We start from the raw sequence: 19,232 nt of genomic DNA, 5'->3' as shown, positions 1-19,232 counted from the left end.
GGGCGGTCTTGCGGCCGGCTGCTTGTCGTCGGGCTGTACGCGAAGGGCTCATGGTTTCAAGCCTGTTCACGCACAGATGATATCGATCTTGGCTGCACCCGGATCGTCCTGGGGCGCCTCGAGAGGAAGCCGCACGATCTGCGCGACCCTGCGGCGTTCAAGCCCGCAAAGGGCGCGGGCTGCCTGCTGCTCCGACCCTGCCGGGGCACGGCCGGGATGATAGATCAGCCGCCAGCCCGCGTCATTGCGGTTGACGGTGCGAACCGCGGGCGAGGGCAGGCCCGAGGCATCGTGCAGATCGGTCCGGGCGGGCACGCCGCCGGGCAGAATGTCGTCGGTCGGACCGCGTCCGCAGGCCGCGGCCAGAATCAGCACGAGCGTCATTATTCCGGCCCATCGGCCGGAACGCATGAGACCGCCATCTCGCAGGGGCGAGGGGGCGGGGGTGTCGATGATCTTCGCGCTACGGTTCACGAGGTCCACCTTTGGCGGTTCCGGTCTGGCCCCCGGTAGATAGGTGGGGACCAGATTAATTTCAAAACCTTGGCGCGGTCTTAACGGCCAATGGCCTTCAGGACGGCTTCGCCCAGACCGGCCGGGCTGTCGGCGACGATGATGCCAGCCGACTTCATGGCTTCGATCTTCGATTCCGCGTCACCCTTGCCGCCCGAGACGATCGCACCGGCATGGCCCATGCGGCGGCCCGGAGGAGCCGTGCGGCCAGCGATGAAGCCAGCGGTCGGTTTCCAGTTGCCCTTGCGCTTCTGCTCGGCGAGGAACTCGGCGGCTTCTTCTTCGGCCGAACCACCGATTTCACCGATCATGATGATCGATTCGGTTTCCGGATCGTCGAGGAACATGCGCAGCACGTCGATATGCTCCATGCCCTTGATCGGGTCGCCGCCGATGCCGACAGCCGAGGACTGGCCGAGGCCGACATCCGAGGTCTGTTTCACGGCTTCATAGGTCAGCGTGCCCGAGCGCGAGACGACGCCCACCGAACCACGGCGGAAGATCGAACCCGGCATGATGCCGATCTTGCACTCGTCCGGGGTCATGATGCCGGGGCAGTTCGGGCCGATCAGCAGCGAGTTCGAGCCTTGCAGGGCACGCTTCACGCGCATCATGTCCAGAACCGGGATGCCTTCGGTGATCGCGACGATCAGCGGGATCTGCGCGTCGATGGCTTCCAGGATCGAGTCGGCTGCGAAGGGCGGCGGCACGTAGATCGCGGTCGCGTTCGCGCCGGTCTTCGCCACGGCTTCGTGGACCGAGTTGTAGACGGGCAGGCCCAGATGCTCGGAACCGCCTTTGCCGGGGGTCACGCCGCCGACCATCTTGGTGCCGTAGGCGATCGCTTGCTCGGTGTGGAAAGTCCCCTGCGAGCCGGTGATGCCCTGGCAGATGACTTTGGTGTCTTTGTTAATGAGAACGGCCATGGAAAATTACCCCTTCACCGCTTTGACAATTTTCTGGGCGGCGTCCGACAGGTCGTCGGCGGCGATCACGTTCAGGCCGGATTTCGAGATGATCTCTTTGCCCAGCTCGACATTGGTGCCTTCCAGACGAACGACCAGCGGAACCTGCAGGCCGACTTCCTTCACGGCGGCGATGATGCCTTCCGCGATGATGTCGCAGCGCATGATGCCGCCGAAGATGTTCACGAGGATGCCTTTGACGTTCTGATCCGAGGTGATGATCTTGAACGCTTCGGTCACTTTCTCTTTGGTGGCGCCGCCGCCGACATCGAGGAAGTTGGCCGGCTCGGCGCCGAACAGCTTGATGATGTCCATCGTGGCCATCGCGAGGCCCGCGCCGTTCACCATGCAGCCGATTTCACCGTCCAGCGCGATGTAGTTCAGATCGAACTTCGAGGCTGCCAGCTCTTTCGAGTCTTCTTCGGTTTCGTCGCGCAGCGCCATGATGTCGGCTTGACGATACAGAGCGTTGTTGTCGAAGCCCATCTTCGCGTCGAGGCACTTGATGTTGCCTTCCGGGGTGACGATCAGCGGGTTGATCTCCAGCATCTCCATGTCTTTTTCGATGAACATGCGATACAGGTTTTTGACCAGAGCGACGCATTGCTTGACCTGACCACCGGTCAGACCCAGAGCGAAAGCGACGCGGCGGCCGTGGAAGTCCGACAGGCCCGAAGCCGGGTCAACGCTGAAGCTGACGATCTTTTCGGGGGTATGGGCAGCGACTTCTTCGATGTCCATGCCGCCTTCGGTCGAGGCAACAAACGACACGCGCGAGGTCTGACGATCGACCAGCAGAGCCAGATACAGCTCGCGCTCGATGTCCGAACCGTCTTCGATATAGATGCGGTTGACTTGCTTGCCAGCTTCGCCGGTCTGGTGCGTGACCAGCGTGCGGCCCAGCATCTGGCGGGTCAGTTCTTCGGCTTCTTCAACCGACTTGGCCAGGCGAACGCCGCCTTTTTCGCCAGCTTCGGCTTCTTTGAAGTGGCCTTTGCCGCGACCACCTGCGTGGATCTGCGCCTTGACGACCCAAAGCGGTCCGTCGAGTTCGCCAGCGGCGGTCTTGGCTTCGTCGGCCTTCATCACGATGCGACCGTCGGAAACCGGCGCGCCGTATTGGCGCAGCAGCGCCTTGGCCTGGTATTCATGGATGTTCATGCTACTTCCCCGCAATATCGGTTGGCGGGCTTTTTGCACATTCGGGCGGTGCTCTAAAGCAATTAGCGCGGGGAAATCGGTAAAATCCGCTTGTTTGCGGTTTTTGTGATCACACGCATTCTGGCTGTGATCGCAAATCTTTTGATTGTTAACGCAAGCATGCCGGGGCGCTGCGACTCTGCGGTTGAGCCAAAGAAAAAACCCCGCGGCATGATGCCGCGGGGTCGTGATTTCCGGCAATTGCGCCCTGGATCAGGCGAGCGAGCCGTCGATGCCTTTGCAAGCCGCAACCAGGCCTTTGACGGCGTCGACGGACTTGTCGAACATCGCCTGCTCGTCCTTGTTCAGCTTGATGTCGATGACCTTCTCGATGCCGTTGGCGCCGATCACGGTCGGCACGCCGACATAGAGGCCGTCAAGGCCATAGGCGCCGTTGACATAGGCCGCGCAGGGCAGGACGCGCTTCTGGTCTTTCAGATAGGCTTCCGCCATCTCGATGGCCGAAGTGGCCGGGGCATAGAAGGCCGAGCCGGTCTTCAGCAGCGAGACGATCTCGGCACCGCCATCACGGGTGCGCTGAACGATTGCGTCCAGTTTTTCCTGCGAGGTCCAGCCCATCGAGACCAGATCCGGCAGCGGGATGCCGCCAACGGTCGAGTAGCGGACCAGCGGAACCATCGTGTCGCCATGGCCGCCCAGAACAAAGGCGGTGACGTCGCGCATCGAGACGCCGAATTCCAGCGACAGGAAGTGACGGAAACGCGCCGAGTCCAGCACGCCAGCCATGCCCACGACTTTCTCATGCGGCAGGCCCGAGAATTCGCGCAGCGCCCAGACCATCGCGTCGAGCGGGTTGGTGATGCAGATCACGAAGGCTTTCGGGGCGTATTGCTTGATGCCTTCGCCGACCGATTTCATGACCTTGAGGTTGATGCCCAGAAGATCGTCGCGCGACATGCCCGGCTTGCGCGGAACGCCTGCGGTCACGATGCACACATCCGCATCCGCGATGTCGGCATAGTCGTTCGCGCCTTTCATCACCGCGTCGAAACCTTCCGACGGGCCCGATTGCGCGATGTCCAGAGCCTTGCCCTGAGGGGTGCCCTCGGCGATGTCGAACAGGACGACGTCGCCCAGTTCCTTCATCGCGGCCAGGTGCGCCAGCGTGCCACCGATCTGACCTGCGCCGATGAGAGCGATCTTGGGACGGGCCATGTAAACCTCCGATTTCCATGATTGGTTCGCGCGGTGGGGTATTCCGTTGCATGCAAAACCGCAAGCCTTGCCAGTCAAATCCTCCATATTTTGCTGACCTGGGCGGGTGAAAGCCCGCTTTCCCGGCAGGTTAGCGTTAGCAGCCGGTGCGCAGGCCGAGATTGCATCGCCCTCGGGTCTGGCCTAGGTCGGTTTGCGGCAGGGGTGAGGGTGAGAATGGGACTGGATCTCTGGGGCTGGGGCTTGGGCATCATCGCCGCCTTTGCGGTTGGTCTCGCCAAGGGCGGGCTTGCGATGGTCGGGGTCATCTCGGTCCCGCTCATGTCGCTGGTGATGTCGCCTGTGCAGGCGGCGGGGATCATGCTTCCGGTCTATGTCGTCTCGGATATCGGGGGGCTGATCGCCTTTCGCCGCAGTTTCGACCGGCGGACCCTGGCCAGTCTGCTGCCGGGGGCGATCGCGGGCATCGGACTGGGCTGGGCCACGGCACATCTGGTCGACGAACGCTATATCGGCCTGATCGTGGGCGCGATCGGGCTGATTTTTGCGCTGAACGCCTTGCTGCGCGCGCCAAGTCGCGCCGCTGCTCGCGCGCCGCATCTGGCGGCGGGCAGCTTCTGGGGCCTGCTGTCGGGCTATACCAGTTTCGTCTCGCATTCCGGCGCGCCACCCTATCAGGTCTATGCCCAGCCGCTGCGGCTTGAGCCGATGGTCTTTGCGGGCACGACGACGGTGTTCTTCGCCATCTGCAATGCGGTGAAACTGATTCCCTATGCCTTTCTGGGGCAGCTTTCTGCGCATAACCTTGCGGTCGCGGCGGTGTTGATGCTGCCGGGGATCATTGGCGTGGTCTGCGGGCTCTGGATCATCCGCCGCATGCCTGCGACGGTCTTTTACAAGTTCATCACTTGGGCGCTGATGCTCGTCTCGCTGCGATTGATCTGGCAGGCCTTCTGACGCCGCAGTGCGGCGAAAGGCGCTTGCGATTCGCGTCCTTTGCGTGCAGCGTCGCGCAATATTGTTACGTGAGGCCAGCATGACCCGACCCTATCGCTCTGTGCTTTACATCCCCGCCTCGAATGTCCGTGCAATGGAAAAGGCCCAAGGCCTGCCTGCCGATGCGATCATCTTCGACCTCGAGGACGCGGTCTCGCCGGGCGAAAAAGTGCCGGCCCGCGATCTGCTGGCCCAGGCGCTTCTGGCCGATTACGGCGGACGGGCGCGGATCGTGAGGATGAACGGCCTCGATACTGAATGGGGCGAGGGGGATGCCCGCGCCTTCGCGCAAGGGGCGGATGCGGTGCTGGTCCCCAAGGTCAGCCGCGCCGCCGATCTGGACCGCGTGGCCGATCTGATCCCCGAGACGCCGCTCTGGGCGATGATGGAAACCGCCGAGGGTATGCTGAACGCCGCCGAAATCGCCGCTCATCCCCGGCTGCATGGCATGGTGATGGGGACGAATGACCTTGCCAGGGAGTTGAACGCCCGCTTCCGTCCTGACCGCGCGCCGATGATGGCGGGTTTGGGGCTTTGCCTGCTCGCGGCGCGGCTGCATGGGCTGGTGATCGTGGACGGGGTCTTCAACGCCTTTAAGGACGAAGACGGTCTGCGCTTCGAATGCGAACAGGGCCGCGATATGGGCTTTGACGGCAAGACCCTGATCCACCCGGCGCAGCTTGCCATTGCCAATGCGGTCTTCGGCCCCTCCGAGGATGAGGTGGCGCTGGCCCGCCGCCAGATCGAGGCCTTCGACGAGGCCAAGGCGCAGGGTAAGGGCGTCGCGGTCGTCGATGGCCGGATTGTCGAAAACCTGCATGTCGCGACCGCCCGCGCCACCCTCGCTAAGGCCGAGGCCATTGCGCGGCTGGCGGGCTAGGTCCAGTCTGATCCCGAAAGCATCCAGCAAGGGAAAAGCCAGATGTTGATCCTGATCCTTGGCGTTGCCTTGTTCTGGGGCGCCCATCTTTTCAAGCGCCTGCAGCCCGCCCGCCGCGCCGAAATGGGCGAGAAGGGCAAGGGCATGGTGGCCGCGGCGCTTGGCGTCTCGGTCCTTCTGATGATCATTGGCTATCGCATGTCGGATGGGCCATATTGGTGGGGGCCTTCGGCACCGCTGAAGGGCATCAATAACCTTCTGGTGCTGGCGGCCTTCTATCTTTTCGCTGCCGCAGGCATGAAGACCCGCATCACCAGCCGCATTCGCCACCCGCAGTTGACCGGCTTTTCGCTTTGGGCGCTGGCCCATCTTTTGCCCAATGGCGACCTGCCGAGCTTCATCCTGTTCGGTGGCCTTTTCGTCTGGGCGCTGGTCGAGATGGCTGCGATCAACCGCGCTGAACCAAGCTGGACCCCGCCTGCCGGTCCCTTCCCGGCGAAGCGTGAGGTCATGGCTGTCGCTGGCGCGATCCTCGTGATGCTGGTCGTGGGGATGATCCACAAAGCCCTTGGCTATAACCCTTTCGGAGCCTGACATGCCCAAGATCTACCGCCTGCTGACCGAAGATGACACTTCGGACTTCTGCCATAAGGTCAGCCTCGCGCTGTCCAAGGGCTGGGAATTGCATGGCGACCCCTCGATGGCTTTTGACGCGGCGCGCGGCGTCATGCGCTGCGCCCAAGCCGTCACGAAAGAGATCGAGGCCGAATATCACCCCGAGATGAAGCTGGGCCAGCAATGAGCAAAACCAATCCCGGACGTTTCTTCGAGGATTACGAAGTCGGGCAGGTGATCCGCCATGCCGTGCCGCGCACCATAGCCGAGGGCGAGCGCGCGCTTTACCACGCGCTTTATCCGGCCCGGCACGCGCTTTATTCCTCGGATGAGTTCGCGGCGGGTTGCGGGCTGGAAAGCAGCCCGATCGACGATCTGCTGGCTTTCCATGTCGTCTTTGGCAAAACGGTCCCGGATATCAGTGTGAATGCGGTCGCCAATCTGGGCTATGCCGAGGGGCGCTGGCTGCGTCCGGTCATGCCCGGCGACACTTTGCGGGCCGAATCCCAAGTGATCGGCCTCAAGGAAAACTCGAACGGGCAATCCGGCGTGGTCTGGGTCCGCACGGTCGGCCTGAATCAGATGAATGAGCCGGTACTCGACTATATCCGCTGGGTAATGGTGCGCAAACGCGACGCCGCCAGCCCTGCGCCCGAGCCGCAGGTTCCCGAACTGGCCCCTTCTGTCGCGCCCGAGAACCTCGTCGTTCCCGATGGCCTCGATTTCTCGGAGTATGATTTCGAACTGGCCGGAGAGCCGCATCGCTGGGGCGATTACGCCATTGGCGAGATTATCGACCATGTCGATGGCGTCACCGTCGAAGAGGCCGAGCATATGCTGGCGACGCGGCTTTGGCAGAACACCGCTAAGGTGCATTTCGACGCCACCTTCCGCGAGGATGGGCGGCGGCTGATCTATGGCGGCCATGTCATCAGCATGGCGCGGGCTTTGTCCTTCAACGGGCTGGCCAATGCGCAGATGATCGTGGCCCTGAACGCAGGGGCCCATGCCAATCCCTGTTTTGCGGGCGACACGATCCGGGCGTGGTCTGAGGTGCTCGACAAGGCCGAAACCGATGCGCCGGGCATCGGTGCGCTGCGTCTGCGGCTGGTTGCGCATAAGGGCGCGGCGGGGACGCAGACCTTACGCGGCGCGGACGGGAAATATGCGCAGGATGTCCTGCTCGATCTGGATTACTGGGCGCTGGTCCCCCTGTGATGGGCTAAAAACCAATGTGGAATCGTCAGGTATTTTCGGCCCATCCCATTGATACCGCAACCATAGGGAACACGCGCCAATCGCCGTGATCACATGCCGTCACGCTGTGATCACAAACCCGAGATTTTGCGCCGGTTCCGAGTTTGACCCAGCATCACCCCGTGACAGTCCGATCAAAACGACTATTAGCAGTGCCAAATTCTCGGCCAGCCCTCGCCGCCAGCCGCCGCGCGAGCCAGGCCCCTGAACGCAGGAGAGCGCATCATGGCTGACGTCAACCGGGGCAACCGGCCGCTGTCACCCCATCTGCAGGTTTACCGCCTGCCACTCGCCGCCGTCACCTCGATCATGACCCGGATCACCGGTCATGCCCTGGTTGCCGGCATCGTCCTGATCGTCTGGTGGCTTGCCGCCGCCGTCGCTTCGCCGGGCGCTTTCGCCTGTGCCGACTGGGTAATGCGGTCCTGGATCGGGTTCATCATCCTGACCGGCTCGATGTGGGCGCTGTGGTATCATATGCTCGCGGGCATCCGTCACCTTTGCTATGACGCGGGCTATGGCTTTGAAATTGATCAAGCGCAGAAATCCAGCCAACTGCTGATCGGCGGCTCGGTCGCGCTGGCCGTGCTGACCCTGATCATCTTCTTCGTGTTCTGAGGAAAGGCGGCATCATGCGTTACATCACTCCCCGCAAATCCGCTGTCGGTCTGGGCGCCTCCCATGAGGGCACGCAGCATCATTGGTACATGACCATGAGCGCCGTCGCGCTGGCGATCCTGACGCCCCTGTTCATGATCACCATCGCCTGCGCCATTGGACTGCCGCGCGAATTGCTGCTGGCCTATTTCGGCCGCCCGCTTCCGGCGCTCATCACCGGTCTTTTCGTCATCGTGGGGATGCTGCACTTCATCAAGGGCACGCGCATCATGATCGATGACTACTTCCAGGGTGCCACCCGCAAGGGCGCGGTCATCTTTTCCGTCATCTTCGGCTGGGCGGTCATCGCCACCGCCGTTTACGCGCTGGCCCGCATGGGTCTGGGCGCGATTGTCGTTCTTTGAGGTTCCCCATGGCTGCTTACAAATACGAAACACACGATTATGACGTGGTTGTCGTGGGCGCCGGCGGAGCCGGTCTGCGCGCGACGCTGGGCATGGCCGAGCAGGGCCTGCGCACGGCCTGCGTGACCAAGGTCTTCCCGACCCGCTCGCATACCGTTGCGGCGCAGGGCGGCATCGCCGCTTCGCTGTCGAACATGGGCCCGGACAGCTGGCAATGGCACATGTACGACACCGTCAAGGGGTCGGACTGGCTGGGCGATACCGACGCGATGGAATACCTCGCGCGTGAGGCCCCCAAGGCGGTCTATGAGCTTGAGCATTACGGCGTGCCGTTCTCGCGCACCGAAGAGGGCAAGATCTACCAGCGTCCCTTCGGCGGCCACACCACCGAATATGGCGAAGGCCCGCCGGTGCAGCGCACCTGCGCCGCCGCCGACCGCACCGGCCACGCCATCCTGCACACGCTCTACGGGCGTTCGCTGAAGGAGAAGGCCGAGTTCTTCATCGAGTATTTCGCCCTCGACCTGATCGTGACCGACGGCAAATGCACCGGGGTGGTCTGCTGGAAGCTCGATGACGGCACCATCCACGTCTTCAATGCCAAGATGGTCGTTCTGGCCACTGGCGGTTATGGCCGCGCCTATTTCTCGGCGACCTCGGCCCATACCTGCACCGGCGACGGTGGCGGCATGGTGGCCCGCGCGGGCCTGCCGCTGCAGGACATGGAATTCGTGCAGTTCCACCCGACCGGCATCTACGGTTCGGGCTGCCTGATCACCGAGGGTGCGCGCGGCGAAGGCGGCTACCTGACCAACTCGGAAGGCGAGCGTTTCATGGAACGCTATGCCCCGACCTACAAGGATCTGGCCTCGCGCGACGTCGTCTCGCGCTGCATGACCATGGAGATCCGCGAAGGCCGTGGCGTGGGCCCGGAAAAGGACCACATCTTCCTGAACCTGATGCACCTGCCGCCGGAGACGCTCGCGGAGCGCCTGCCGGGCATCTCGGAATCGGCCCGCATCTTCGCCGGTGTCGATGTCACCCGCGAGCCGATCCCGGTCATCCCGACCGTGCACTACAACATGGGCGGCATTCCGACCAACTACTGGGGCGAGGTGCTGAACCCGACCGAGGAACAGCCGGACGCCGTCTTCCCGGGCCTGATGGCCGTGGGCGAGGCCGGTTGCGCCTCGGTGCACGGGGCGAACCGCCTCGGTTCGAACTCGCTGATCGACCTCGTGGTCTTCGGCCGCGCCGCCGCGATCCGCGCGGGCGAGGTCGTCGACCGCGCCGCGCCGATCCCCTCGACCAATGTCGCCTCGGTCGAGAAGGCCCTTGAGCGTTTCGACCGCATCCGCAATGCGAATGGTTCGACCTCGACCGCCGAACTGCGCCTTGAGATGCAGAAGACCATGCAGGCCGACGCCGCCGTCTTCCGCACCGACAAGACGCTGGCCGAGGGCATGGAGAAGATGAAGGTCATCGCCGCCAAGCTCGACGACCTGAAAGTCACCGACCGCAGCCTGATCTGGAACAGCGACCTCATGGAGACGCTGGAACTGACCAACCTGATGCCGAACGCTCTGGCGACCATCGTCGCCGCCGAGGCACGCAAGGAAAGCCGCGGCGCCCATGCCCATGAAGACTGGCCCGAGCGGGATGACGCCACCTGGCGGAAGCACTCGCTTGCATGGATCGAAGGCAACGATGTTAAACTGGCCTATCGGCCCGTCCACCTCGAGCCTCTGACCACGCTGGATGAGGGCGGGATCGATCTCAAGAAGATCGCACCCAAAGCGAGGGTTTATTGATGCGTCTTTCCTTAGTCTTGACCGTTGCCGCGCTGGCCCTTTCGGGCTGCGTGGTGCAAGGCCCGCCCACTGCGCCGGCCCCCGTGCCGCAGATCCAGCCGCCTGCTCCGAACCCGGATGCGGCGGTGCGCTCCAGCGCGCGTCTGGTGATCAACCGCGAGATGGCCAAGCGCCTGCCCGGTGCCAATGTCGCGCCCTATACCGATTGCGTCATGCAGAACGCGACCACGGCCGAACTTGCCGGGATCGCCGATGCGGGCGATGCAGGGGCCAGCGGCGCGGTCGCCTCGATCGTCAGCCGTCCGACCACGACGCAATGCATCGCGGGCGCGGCTGCGGCGGCCAAGACGGCGGCCTGATGGCAGGGCGCGGCGCGCTGACGGTGGTCCTTGGCCTTTTCTTGGGCTTGGCTGCCTGCGCGACCGCGCCGGTTTCGGTCGAAGAGGCCGAAATGATCTGCCTTCGCGATGCGCGAGACGCCGTGCGGCCCCGTTCCGAGATCGGCCTCGGGATCGGGTCGGACGGCTATCGCGGCGGCTATGTCGGGATCGAACTGTCCTCGGATTACATCATGGGCCGCAATCCCGCTGATGTGTTCGAGGCCTGCGTCCGACGCCGCTCGGGCCTGCCACCCGGCAGGCCGCTGAATGAACAACCGGGCTGGAGCGCGTGATGTCGCATTCGGCCAAGCTACCAGCCTACCGCATGACGGCGGTCTGACCACCAGGAGTTACCCAATGGTCCAACTTACCCTTCCCAAGAACAGCCGCATGCGGGTCGGCAAGACATGGCCGAAGCCCGAGGGCAAGAATGTCCGCCGCTTCAACATCTATCGCTGGGACCCCGATACCGGGGAGAACCCGCGCATCGACACCTATTTCATCGACCTCGACAAATGCGGTCCGATGGTCCTGGACGCGCTGATCAAGATCAAGAACGAGATCGACCCGACCCTGACCTTCCGCCGCTCGTGCCGTGAGGGGATCTGCGGTTCCTGCGCGATGAACATCGACGGCGGCAACCGCCTCGCCTGCATCTTCGGCATCGACGAAGTCACCGGCAAGGACGTGAACATCTACCCGCTGCCGCATATGCCGGTGGTCAAGGACCTGATCCCTGACCTGACCCATTTCTATGCCCAGCACGCCTCGGTGAACCCTTATCTGATCACCGAATCGCCGACCCCGGGCAAGGAGTGGCGCCAGTCGATCGAGGATCGCAAGAAACTCGACGGCCTCTATGAATGCGTGATGTGCGCCTCCTGCTCGACCTCCTGCCCGAGCTACTGGTGGAACGGCGACCGCTATCTCGGGCCGGCGGCGCTGCTGCACGCCTATCGCTGGATCATCGACTCGCGCGATGAAGCCACGGCCGAGCGTCTGGATGCGCTGGAAGATCCCTTCAAGCTCTATCGCTGCCACACGATCATGAACTGCACGAACACCTGCCCGAAAGGCCTGAACCCGGCCAAGGCAATCGCTTCGATCAAGCACATGATGGTCGAGCGGGTCGTTTGATCTGACCTGAGGGCATGGCCGGTATGACGGCCAAACCCATGATTTGCCGCGATGCAGCACTGGCTCAGACTGCTTCGCGGCCCTATATCGAGAGCAATCCAGAAGTGTTGTTATCCGATCCGGAGTTGCCCGAGATGAACGCCCCCGAGACGAACAAAGTCACGCCCCTGAACCGCGTGAACGAGAAAGCAGCCATTGAAGCCCAAGCGGTGCTTGAGCAGATGTATGGCTATTTCAGCTTCGAGCCGATGCCGCTGGAAGCCGAAGAGCGCCTCGCCGCCTGATCTTTGGCAAAAGCGAGAATTGACGCAGCGCGGCCCTGAGCCGCGCTTTGTCATTTCAGAAAATGATCGCCTCCATCACCTCGGGTTCGATCACGTCGACGCCCGGAAGCCCGGATTTCAGCGCCTCGGCCGACTGTTCCAGCAGTGGAAAGGTCTTGTAATGGCAGGGAATCACGGTCTTGAAGTTGAAATATTTATTCGCTGCCCAAGCCGCGCGCTTCATGTCCATCGTGAAATGCCCACCCGCGCAAAGAATGCCGATATCGGGCTGGTGATATTCCCCCATCCAAGCCATGTCGGCCATGATGTCGGTATCGCCCGAGACATAGATCACATGACCCTCGCCCGCGATCATGTAGCCGGATTCGTGGCCGGCATAGATCGGGCCTTCATTGCCTTCGATCGATGAGGAATGGCTGGCATTGACCATCGTCACCTTGGCCCCGTTCAGATCGACCGTCCCGCCCTTGTTGAAACCGATGCCCTGAATGGATTGATGGGTCTGCCAGGTGCTGATCAGGTCGTAGATGCCGACCACGGGGATCTTCAATTCGCGTGCGATGCTGATCGTGTCTCCAGCATGGTCGCCATGGCCGTGGGTCAAGAGGACATGGGTCGCGCCGGCAATGGCCTCGTCGCGGCGCTCGGTCGGGAAAGCGGGATTGCCGACAAGCCAGGGGTCGATAAGGATCACGGCATCCTCGATCTCGAGACGGAAGCCGGAATGGCCAAGCCAGGTCAATTTCATGGGGAAGGGCTCCTTTGCTGCGCGGCCGCATCCTGCCAAGCCCCTTGCAGGCCGTAAAGTTCCCGTAGCGACCCGGCCAGCGGCGCTTGCCCCGACCCGGCGCGGGGGGTAAACCCGCCCCAAGCGAAAAGGAGCCCCCATGTCGATCACAGAGGACGAAGCCCGCAAGGTCGCGCATCTGGCGCGCATCGCGGTTGCTGATGCGGACCTGCCGGCCTTGGCGCAGGACCTGAACGGCATCCTGCATTTCATGGAACAGCTGAACGAGGTTGATGTCGAGGGCGTCGAGCCCATGACCGGCGTCGAGCCCATGCGCCTGAAACGGCGCGCGGATGTCGTCACCGACGGCGAACAGCAGGACCTCGTCCTGAAGAACGCGCCCGATGCGCGCGAGGGCTTCTTTGCCGTGCCGAAGGTGGTGGAATGAGCGATCTGAACAAACTGACCATTGCCGGGGCGCGCGACGCCTTGGCCAAGGGCGAGACCACCGCCGTCGAGTTGACCGAGGCCTGCATCTCGGCGATCGACGCATCCGGCGCGCTGAACGCCTTTGTCCATAACACGCCCGACATGGCGCGCGAGATGGCGGCTGCCGCCGACGCCCGCATCAAGGCAGGCAATGCCGCGCCGATGACCGGGATTCCGGTCGGTGTGAAGGATCTTTTCTGCGTCAAGGGTGTGCCCAGCCAGTCGGCCAGCCGCATCCTTGAAGGCTTCCTGCCGCAATATGAATCGACCGTGACCCAGAACCTTTGGGATCAGGGCGCGGTCATGCTCGGCAAGCTGAACCAAGATGAGTTCGGCATGGGTTCTTCGACCGAGAACAGCGTTTATGGCGCGACGGTCAATCCGTGGAAGCTGGGCGACGGCGTCGAGCGCACCGCCGGCGGTTCCTCGGGCGGTTCGGCTGCTGCGGTGGCCGCAGATCTGTGCCTTGGCGCGACCGCCACCGATACCGGCGGCTCGATCCGCCAGCCCGCCGCCTTCACCGGCACGGTGGGCCTGCGCCCGACCTATGGCCGCGTCAGCCGCTGGGGCGTGATCGCCTATGCTTCCTCGCTGGATCAGGCTGGCCCGATCACCAAGACCGTGCGCGACGCGGCGATCATGCTGGGCGCGATGGCCTCGGTCGATGCGAAAGACTCCACCAGCGCCGACCGCCCGGTGCCGGATTACGAAGCCGCCCTGACCGGCGACATCCGCGGCAAAAAGATCGGTATTCCGCGCGAATACCGCATCGACGGGCTGTCGGATGAGATCGACAGGCTCTGGAACCGCACTGCCGAGATGCTGCGCGATGCCGGTGCCGAGGTGGTTGATATCAGCCTGCCGCATGCGAAATACGCCCTTCCGGCCTATTACGTCATCGCACCGGCCGAGGCGTCCTCGAACCTCGCGCGCTATGACGGTGTGCGCTATGGCCGCCGCGCCAAGCTGGGCGCTGGCGATGGCGTGGTCGAGATGTATGAAAAGACCCGCGCCGAGGGCTTCGGCCCCGAGGTGCAGCGCCGCGTGATGATCGGCACCTATGTGCTGTCGGCGGGCTTCTACGACGCCTATTACAACCGCGCCCGCAAGGTCCGTGCGTTGATCAAGCGCGACTTCGATCAGGCCTATGCCTCGGGCGTGGATGCGATTCTCGCGCCGACGACCCCCAGCGCCGCCTTCCCGCTGGGATCGGCCAACAAGGGCAATCCGGTCGAGATGTATCTCAACGACGTCTTCACCGTGACCCTGAACTTGGCCGGTCTTCCGGGGATTTCTGTGCCGATGGGGCTTGATCGGCAGGGAATGCCGCTTGGAATGCAACTCATCGGGCGTCCTTGGGACGAGGGCGGGCTGTTGAACCTTGCGCAATCGCTGGAAACTGCGGCAGGATTTACCGCAAAACCGGCGCGCTGGTGGTAAGCAGCCCGGAATTGGAGGGCGCGTGATGCAACGACTGATGACTCTGGCCGTTCTGGCCCCGGTCCTGACGCTGATGGGTTGCGGCGAGAATTCGGGTTGGAACCCGAATTACAGCGCGATCCGCAACGGGACCTCCTATGCGACCTATTCCAAGCAGCGCGAACTCGCGCTGGTTGGGCAGGGTCCGGTACCGCAGGCGATTCCGGTGGAATTGCCCGCGAATGCGCCGAGCGTTCTGGATATCGGCGCGACGCCGAAATCGACCACGCCGCCGAAAGTGGTCGTGGTCGATCAAAAGGTGACGGCGGCCCCGGTCGCCACCACCGGAGCCTATGCCGGAACGACGCCTGTTCTGGTCAAATACGCCTATGAAGAGCGGCAGGACCCCGGCACCTCGCTTTACAGGCGCACGGGCGGCTCGGTCGCACAGGCGGCGCGTCTCTGCAGCACCTATCCGTCGCGCGATGCGGCGCAGCGCGGTTTCATCGCCAAGGGCGGGCCGGTGCTTGATCCGGGCGGCATGGACCCGGATGGCGACGGCTTCGTCTGTGGATGGGACCCGCGCCCGGTCAGGCAGCAGAACGGGCTTTGAGCCTTTCTCCCAATCACGGCGACCGGCGCGGGCAAAAACCCGAACTGGTCGTTTTGCATTACACCGGCATGGTGGATGGCCCCTCGGCCCGTGCGAGACTATGCGATCCCGCATCCGAGGTCTCGGCGCATTGGCTGATCCATGAGGATGGGCTGACGGAAGCCCTCGTCCCCGAGGACCGCCGCGCTTGGCATGCGGGCGCGGGAAGCTGGCAGGGCCGCACGGATGTGAATTCGCGCTCGATCGGCATCGAGTTGGTCAATCCCGGCGACCGCCCCTTTCCCGAACCGCAGATGAAGGCGCTCGAGGTGCTTTTGCGCGGAGTTATGCTGCGCTGGGGCATCTCTGCCGATGCGGTGATCGCCCATTCCGACATGGCCCCGGATCGAAAGATTGATCCCGGACCGCGCTTCGACTGGAAACGTCTGGCGCTTCAGGGACTTGCCCTCTGGCCGGGCGAGGGGGCGGATCTGCCCTTGGGCGCAAGCCTCGCCCGGATCGGCTATCCGGAAAGCCCGGCGGCGCTCAGCGCCTTTCGGCTGCGCTTTCGCCCTTGGGGCAAGGGCGAGGAGCATCCCGAGGATCGCAGGCTGGCCGCCGCTTTGGCCTACAGGCCGGAATAAAGCGCCTTGATCCGGCGGGCCTCATCCGCGAGCCCGTAAGGCGGGTTGATCACGAACATCCCCGAGCCGACCATGCCATGTCCCGGACGGGCGGGCGGGAAGCGGACCTCCGAGAGCAATGCCTCGGGGTGGTTCTGCTGCAGGGCCATGAGCATGGGCACATGCCGCAGATCGGTCAGGATCGGATACCACAGCGCGATGACGCCAACGTTCCATTTCCGCGCGAGCTTGGCGATCTGGCGCGGAATGGCGTCATATTCGTCCTTCACCTCATAGCTTGGGTCGATCAGCAAAAGGCCGCGGCGCGGCGTCGGCGGGCAGATTGCCTGAGCCATCGCAAAGCCGTCCTGCTTGTGCAGGTGGGCAAAGCCGCCGACTTGCGACAGGGCCTCATGCTCGGTCGGGTGCAACTCGGCCAGATGGGCATTGTCCTCGGGGCGCAGGAAATAACGCGCGATCAGTGGCGAGCCGGGATAGGCATTCGGCCCGTGCATGGCGCGGATCTGGTCCAGCGCCTGACAAAGCGGGTGATCCTCGGGCAGCCAGTCCTCGGAAAGCGCGCGGGTGATGCCGGCGCGGGCCTCTCCGGTCTTTTCGGATTCCGGCCCGGCAAGGTCGTAAAGACCACGCCCGGCATGGGTTTCCAGATAGGTCAGGGGCTTGGGCTTGGCGGTCAGGTAATCCAGCATCCATGCCAGAAGCGCGTGCTTCTGCAGATCGGCGAGATTCCCGGCGTGATAGGCGTGCTGATAGGACAACATGTCCCGCGAATACCTGCGTTGGGCTGAAATGAAAAGCGGCGGCGCCCAGGGAGGAGGAGGGCACCGCCGCGTAACGCCGGCCCAGGGAGGAGGAGGGGCCGCGTATGGGTGCGGCAATGGCAGGGAGGAGGAGCCATGTGCCGCGATCCGATGACCCAGGGAGGAGGAGGGGCCATCGTATTCCGTGTTCCGACCGGGGGTTTGCGGCGGCACCCTCAGGGAGGAGGAGGAGGGTGCCGCCTGAACCGCAAAGCCCAGGGAGGAGGAGGGGCTTCGCCGTGTCGGTGGCGGCGCCCCAGGGAGGAGGAGGGGGAGGCCGCCGTAACCGTGAAACCCAGGGAGGAGGAGGGGTTTCACCGTATCTGATCGGCGGCACCCTCAGGGAGGAGGAGGAGGGTGCCGCCTGAACTGCAAGGCCCAGGGAGGAGGAGGGGCCTTACGGTATTGGAGCGGCGACATCCTCAGGGAGGAGGAGAGAGGATGTCGCCTGAACCCGGACCCAAGGGAGGAGGAGAGGGTCGGGTATTAAATTCTTATTTCGACCCCCAGGCGGCCTGATAGGCCACGCTGCGGATCATCGACCGGTTGATCCCCAGATCGGCAAGCTCGCGACCGGAAAGGTCGTTCAACTCGCGAACGGTCTGGCGGAACAGCGACCGGCGTGCAAAGTAATCGCGCAGATCGGCAAAGAGGTTCCCGAAGCGACCTTCTGCAGCTTCGGCTTTGTGAGCCATGCCTTGGTTCAGTTCGATAACAGCCATGTCCAGCACTCTTGCGATCTGTCAGCTTCGGATTTTCCCGTCGCTTTGTTAGGGCGAACATGCGCGTTTCGCCGCAAATGCACAAGAGACAGGGGCGTGATGCTGCTATGCAGAAACCGAATAGCTTTCAAGAAACAGCGGTGCAAACGGTTTAGAAACATTAACTTTTTCAGACTTCTTTCGATCAGTTTCAAGAAATGGACGAAAGTAGTTGGCAAGTTACCCAAGGTTTCATGGGCTTATCACGACCGATTTGGCCGTGCTTGAAGAGCGGAGCCAAAATTGACATGCTGCGGTCGCTTTGAATGCCGGGGATCGAAATGACCATATCACGAGAACGTGTGCTGTCCGAACTGCAACAGATCGCCGTTCCGGGGGGCGGGAATCTAATCTCGGCCGATCTGGTGCGGGCGCTCGCGGTCGAAGGCGGAACCGTTCGTTTCGTGATCGAGGCCGCGAATCCGGAAGCGGCCAAGGCGCTTGCCCCGGTCGAGGCCGAGGCCGAGCGCCGCTTGCGCGCCATTCCCGGCGTCGAGAAAGTCCAGATCGTGATGACCGCACCCGCCGCGCCGCGCGGAGCGCCGCCCGCCGGCGCAGAGGTGGCGCGCCGCTCGGGTCAGGGCGAGCCGCCGCCCAGCCTCAAGATCGGTCGTCATCCGACCCCGCAGGCCGGCCCCGAGCCGGTCAGCGGCGTGGCGCGCATCATTGCCATCGGTTCGGGCAAGGGCGGGGTCGGGAAATCCACCCTGACCTCGAACCTCGCGGTGGCGCTGGCCAAGGCCGGACGCCGGGTCGGCTTGCTCGATGCCGATATCTACGGCCCCTCGCAGCCCCGCATGCTGGGCCTGACCGGGCAGCGCCCGACCAGCGACGGCCAGATGATCGAGCCGCTGCACGCCCATGGCGTCACGGTCATGTCGATCGGCCTGATGATGAAAGAGGGCGAGGCCCTCGTCTGGCGCGGCCCGATGCTGATGGGCGCGCTGCAGCAGATGCTCAATCAGGTGAAATGGGGCGAGCTGGACGTGCTGCTGGTGGATCTGCCGCCCGGCACGGGCGATGTGCAATTGTCGCTCTGCCAGAAGGCGCAGGTTTCAGGGGCAATCATCGTCTCGACGCCGCAGGACGTGGCGCTGATCGATGCGCGCCGCGCCATCGACATGTTCAACAAGCTCAAGACCCCGGTTCTGGGTCTGGTCGAAAACATGTCCACCTATATCTGCCCGAATTGCGGCCATGAGGCGCATCTGTTCGGTCATGGCGGGGTCGCGGCCGAGGCCCAGCAGATCGGCCTGCCCTTCTTGGGCGAAATCCCGCTGAATCTGGATGTCCGGTTGGCGGGTGATGCGGGCACGCCGGTTGCGGTGACCGATGGGCCGGTCGCGCAGGCGTTTTCCCGTCTCGCTGAGCGGCTGATCGGCGGCGGGATGGCGTGAAGCCGATTCGCCCAGAAGTAGAAAAGCAGCAAGGGGCCGGTTCGGACCCTTCTTTCTTTCCCGCGCGGCTGGGAATTCACGGGAAACGAGCGGAATCACGAATCACCGGGACGTGAGCAGCCGTGATTTCCGGGAAATTCGAGGAAAGCCGCACGCGGCGAGCCGGC

24 protein-coding genes are annotated in these 19,232 nt (G+C 63.6%); 17 read left to right on the top strand and 7 right to left on the bottom strand.

Annotation, left to right across the window (positions count from 1 at the left end):
* Nucleotides 1-66: 66 nt before the first annotated feature.
* From ESZ60_RS03315 to mdh, 4 genes are all read right to left on the bottom strand, one after another.
* Nucleotides 67-384 carry a hypothetical protein gene (locus ESZ60_RS03315; RefSeq protein ID WP_134678981.1) on the bottom strand — a complete coding sequence of 106 codons (318 nt, stop codon included), beginning with the start codon at nucleotides 382-384 and terminating at the stop codon, nucleotides 67-69.
* A 170-nt stretch (nucleotides 385-554) separates the two neighbouring features.
* Nucleotides 555-1,439: a succinate--CoA ligase subunit alpha gene (gene sucD, locus ESZ60_RS03310; protein WP_134678980.1), complete on the bottom strand. Its 885-nt coding sequence runs from the start codon at nucleotides 1,437-1,439 to the stop codon at nucleotides 555-557.
* Nucleotides 1,440-1,445: 6 nt separating this feature from the next.
* Nucleotides 1,446-2,639, bottom strand: a complete 1,194-nt coding sequence (gene sucC / locus ESZ60_RS03305; RefSeq protein WP_134678979.1) for an ADP-forming succinate--CoA ligase subunit beta — start codon at nucleotides 2,637-2,639, stop codon at nucleotides 1,446-1,448.
* A 252-nt stretch (nucleotides 2,640-2,891) separates the two neighbouring features.
* Nucleotides 2,892-3,854, bottom strand: a complete 963-nt coding sequence (gene mdh, locus ESZ60_RS03300; RefSeq protein ID WP_134678978.1) for a malate dehydrogenase — start codon at nucleotides 3,852-3,854, stop codon at nucleotides 2,892-2,894.
* Nucleotides 3,855-4,076: 222 nt separating this feature from the next.
* Here mdh and ESZ60_RS03295 point away from each other — a divergent pair, with 222 nt between their 5' ends.
* The 12 genes from ESZ60_RS03295 to ESZ60_RS03240 all read left to right on the top strand — a co-directional run bounded on the left by ESZ60_RS03295 (nucleotide 4,077) and on the right by ESZ60_RS03240 (nucleotide 12,236).
* Complete coding sequence (locus tag ESZ60_RS03295) at nucleotides 4,077-4,811, top strand: sulfite exporter TauE/SafE family protein (RefSeq protein ID WP_134679015.1); 735 nt, start codon at nucleotides 4,077-4,079, stop codon at nucleotides 4,809-4,811.
* A gap of 79 nt (nucleotides 4,812-4,890) precedes the next feature.
* The gene (locus tag ESZ60_RS03290; protein ID WP_134678977.1) at nucleotides 4,891-5,730 is read left to right on the top strand and encodes an HpcH/HpaI aldolase/citrate lyase family protein; all 840 of its coding nucleotides are present in this window, start codon (nucleotides 4,891-4,893) and stop codon (nucleotides 5,728-5,730) included.
* 42 nt (nucleotides 5,731-5,772) lie between these two features.
* Nucleotides 5,773-6,324 (top strand): NnrU family protein, encoded by a 552-nt coding sequence (locus ESZ60_RS03285; RefSeq protein WP_134678976.1) that lies wholly within the window; start codon nucleotides 5,773-5,775, stop codon nucleotides 6,322-6,324.
* Between the two features lies 1 nt (nucleotide 6,325).
* Nucleotides 6,326-6,532: a DUF1737 domain-containing protein gene (locus ESZ60_RS03280; protein ID WP_134678975.1), complete on the top strand. Its 207-nt coding sequence runs from the start codon at nucleotides 6,326-6,328 to the stop codon at nucleotides 6,530-6,532.
* Nucleotides 6,529-7,563 carry a MaoC family dehydratase gene (locus ESZ60_RS03275; protein WP_134678974.1) on the top strand — a complete coding sequence of 345 codons (1,035 nt, stop codon included), beginning with the start codon at nucleotides 6,529-6,531 and terminating at the stop codon, nucleotides 7,561-7,563. The genes ESZ60_RS03280 and ESZ60_RS03275 overlap by 4 nt, the downstream gene beginning before the upstream one ends.
* Before the next feature lie 264 nt (nucleotides 7,564-7,827).
* Nucleotides 7,828-8,220: a succinate dehydrogenase, cytochrome b556 subunit gene (gene sdhC / locus ESZ60_RS03270; RefSeq protein ID WP_134678973.1), complete on the top strand. Its 393-nt coding sequence runs from the start codon at nucleotides 7,828-7,830 to the stop codon at nucleotides 8,218-8,220.
* A 14-nt stretch (nucleotides 8,221-8,234) separates the two neighbouring features.
* Nucleotides 8,235-8,624: a succinate dehydrogenase, hydrophobic membrane anchor protein gene (locus tag ESZ60_RS03265; protein ID WP_134678972.1), complete on the top strand. Its 390-nt coding sequence runs from the start codon at nucleotides 8,235-8,237 to the stop codon at nucleotides 8,622-8,624.
* An 8-nt stretch (nucleotides 8,625-8,632) separates the two neighbouring features.
* The gene (sdhA, locus tag ESZ60_RS03260) at nucleotides 8,633-10,435 is read left to right on the top strand and encodes a succinate dehydrogenase flavoprotein subunit (RefSeq protein WP_134678971.1); all 1,803 of its coding nucleotides are present in this window, start codon (nucleotides 8,633-8,635) and stop codon (nucleotides 10,433-10,435) included.
* Nucleotides 10,435-10,794 (top strand): hypothetical protein, encoded by a 360-nt coding sequence (locus ESZ60_RS03255; RefSeq protein ID WP_134678970.1) that lies wholly within the window; start codon nucleotides 10,435-10,437, stop codon nucleotides 10,792-10,794. The genes sdhA and ESZ60_RS03255 overlap by 1 nt, the downstream gene beginning before the upstream one ends.
* The gene (locus tag ESZ60_RS03250) at nucleotides 10,794-11,108 is read left to right on the top strand and encodes a hypothetical protein (protein WP_134678969.1); all 315 of its coding nucleotides are present in this window, start codon (nucleotides 10,794-10,796) and stop codon (nucleotides 11,106-11,108) included. The genes ESZ60_RS03255 and ESZ60_RS03250 overlap by 1 nt, the downstream gene beginning before the upstream one ends.
* Before the next feature lie 64 nt (nucleotides 11,109-11,172).
* Nucleotides 11,173-11,952, top strand: coding sequence for a succinate dehydrogenase iron-sulfur subunit (locus ESZ60_RS03245; protein ID WP_134678968.1), 780 nt, complete (start codon nucleotides 11,173-11,175; stop codon nucleotides 11,950-11,952).
* Between the two features lie 14 nt (nucleotides 11,953-11,966).
* Nucleotides 11,967-12,236, top strand: a complete 270-nt coding sequence (locus ESZ60_RS03240) for a hypothetical protein (RefSeq protein ID WP_134678967.1) — start codon at nucleotides 11,967-11,969, stop codon at nucleotides 12,234-12,236.
* A 55-nt stretch (nucleotides 12,237-12,291) separates the two neighbouring features.
* On the opposite strand, the gene ESZ60_RS03235 is transcribed toward ESZ60_RS03240, so the two are convergent.
* Nucleotides 12,292-12,984: a metal-dependent hydrolase gene (locus ESZ60_RS03235; RefSeq protein WP_134678966.1), complete on the bottom strand. Its 693-nt coding sequence runs from the start codon at nucleotides 12,982-12,984 to the stop codon at nucleotides 12,292-12,294.
* 139 nt (nucleotides 12,985-13,123) lie between these two features.
* On the opposite strand from ESZ60_RS03235, the gene gatC reads away from it, so the two are divergent.
* The 4 genes from gatC to ESZ60_RS03215 are packed head-to-tail and all read left to right on the top strand — an operon-like array spanning nucleotide 13,124 to nucleotide 16,107.
* Nucleotides 13,124-13,411: an Asp-tRNA(Asn)/Glu-tRNA(Gln) amidotransferase subunit GatC gene (gatC, locus tag ESZ60_RS03230; protein ID WP_134678965.1), complete on the top strand. Its 288-nt coding sequence runs from the start codon at nucleotides 13,124-13,126 to the stop codon at nucleotides 13,409-13,411.
* Nucleotides 13,408-14,892 (top strand): Asp-tRNA(Asn)/Glu-tRNA(Gln) amidotransferase subunit GatA, encoded by a 1,485-nt coding sequence (gene gatA, locus ESZ60_RS03225; protein WP_134678964.1) that lies wholly within the window; start codon nucleotides 13,408-13,410, stop codon nucleotides 14,890-14,892. The genes gatC and gatA overlap by 4 nt, the downstream gene beginning before the upstream one ends.
* 25 nt (nucleotides 14,893-14,917) lie before the next feature.
* Entirely contained in the window at nucleotides 14,918-15,484 is a 567-nt protein-coding gene (locus ESZ60_RS03220) for a hypothetical protein (RefSeq protein ID WP_134678963.1), read from the top strand.
* On the top strand, nucleotides 15,481-16,107 hold the full coding sequence (locus tag ESZ60_RS03215) for an N-acetylmuramoyl-L-alanine amidase (protein ID WP_134678962.1): 627 nt from the start codon (nucleotides 15,481-15,483) through the stop codon (nucleotides 16,105-16,107). The genes ESZ60_RS03220 and ESZ60_RS03215 overlap by 4 nt, the downstream gene beginning before the upstream one ends.
* Here the strand turns inward: ESZ60_RS03215 and ESZ60_RS03210 are convergent.
* Entirely contained in the window at nucleotides 16,092-16,868 is a 777-nt protein-coding gene (locus ESZ60_RS03210) for a 23S rRNA (adenine(2030)-N(6))-methyltransferase RlmJ (protein WP_134678961.1), read from the bottom strand. The genes ESZ60_RS03215 and ESZ60_RS03210 overlap by 16 nt on opposite strands.
* A gap of 533 nt (nucleotides 16,869-17,401) precedes the next feature.
* Entirely contained in the window at nucleotides 17,402-17,629 is a 228-nt protein-coding gene (locus ESZ60_RS03205) for a DUF1127 domain-containing protein (protein ID WP_134678960.1), read from the bottom strand.
* Nucleotides 17,630-17,949: 320 nt separating this feature from the next.
* Between ESZ60_RS03205 and ESZ60_RS03200 the strand changes: the two genes are divergently transcribed.
* On the top strand, nucleotides 17,950-19,065 hold the full coding sequence (locus ESZ60_RS03200) for an Mrp/NBP35 family ATP-binding protein (RefSeq protein ID WP_134678959.1): 1,116 nt from the start codon (nucleotides 17,950-17,952) through the stop codon (nucleotides 19,063-19,065).
* Nucleotides 19,066-19,232: the final 167 nt, after the last annotated feature.

Source organism: Paracoccus ravus (assembly GCF_004522175.1).
Classification (GTDB): Bacteria; Pseudomonadota; Alphaproteobacteria; order Rhodobacterales; family Rhodobacteraceae; genus Paracoccus; species Paracoccus ravus.
The sequence above is the reverse complement of the archived record's forward strand: the minus strand, read 5'-3'. Positions and strand labels throughout refer to the sequence as shown.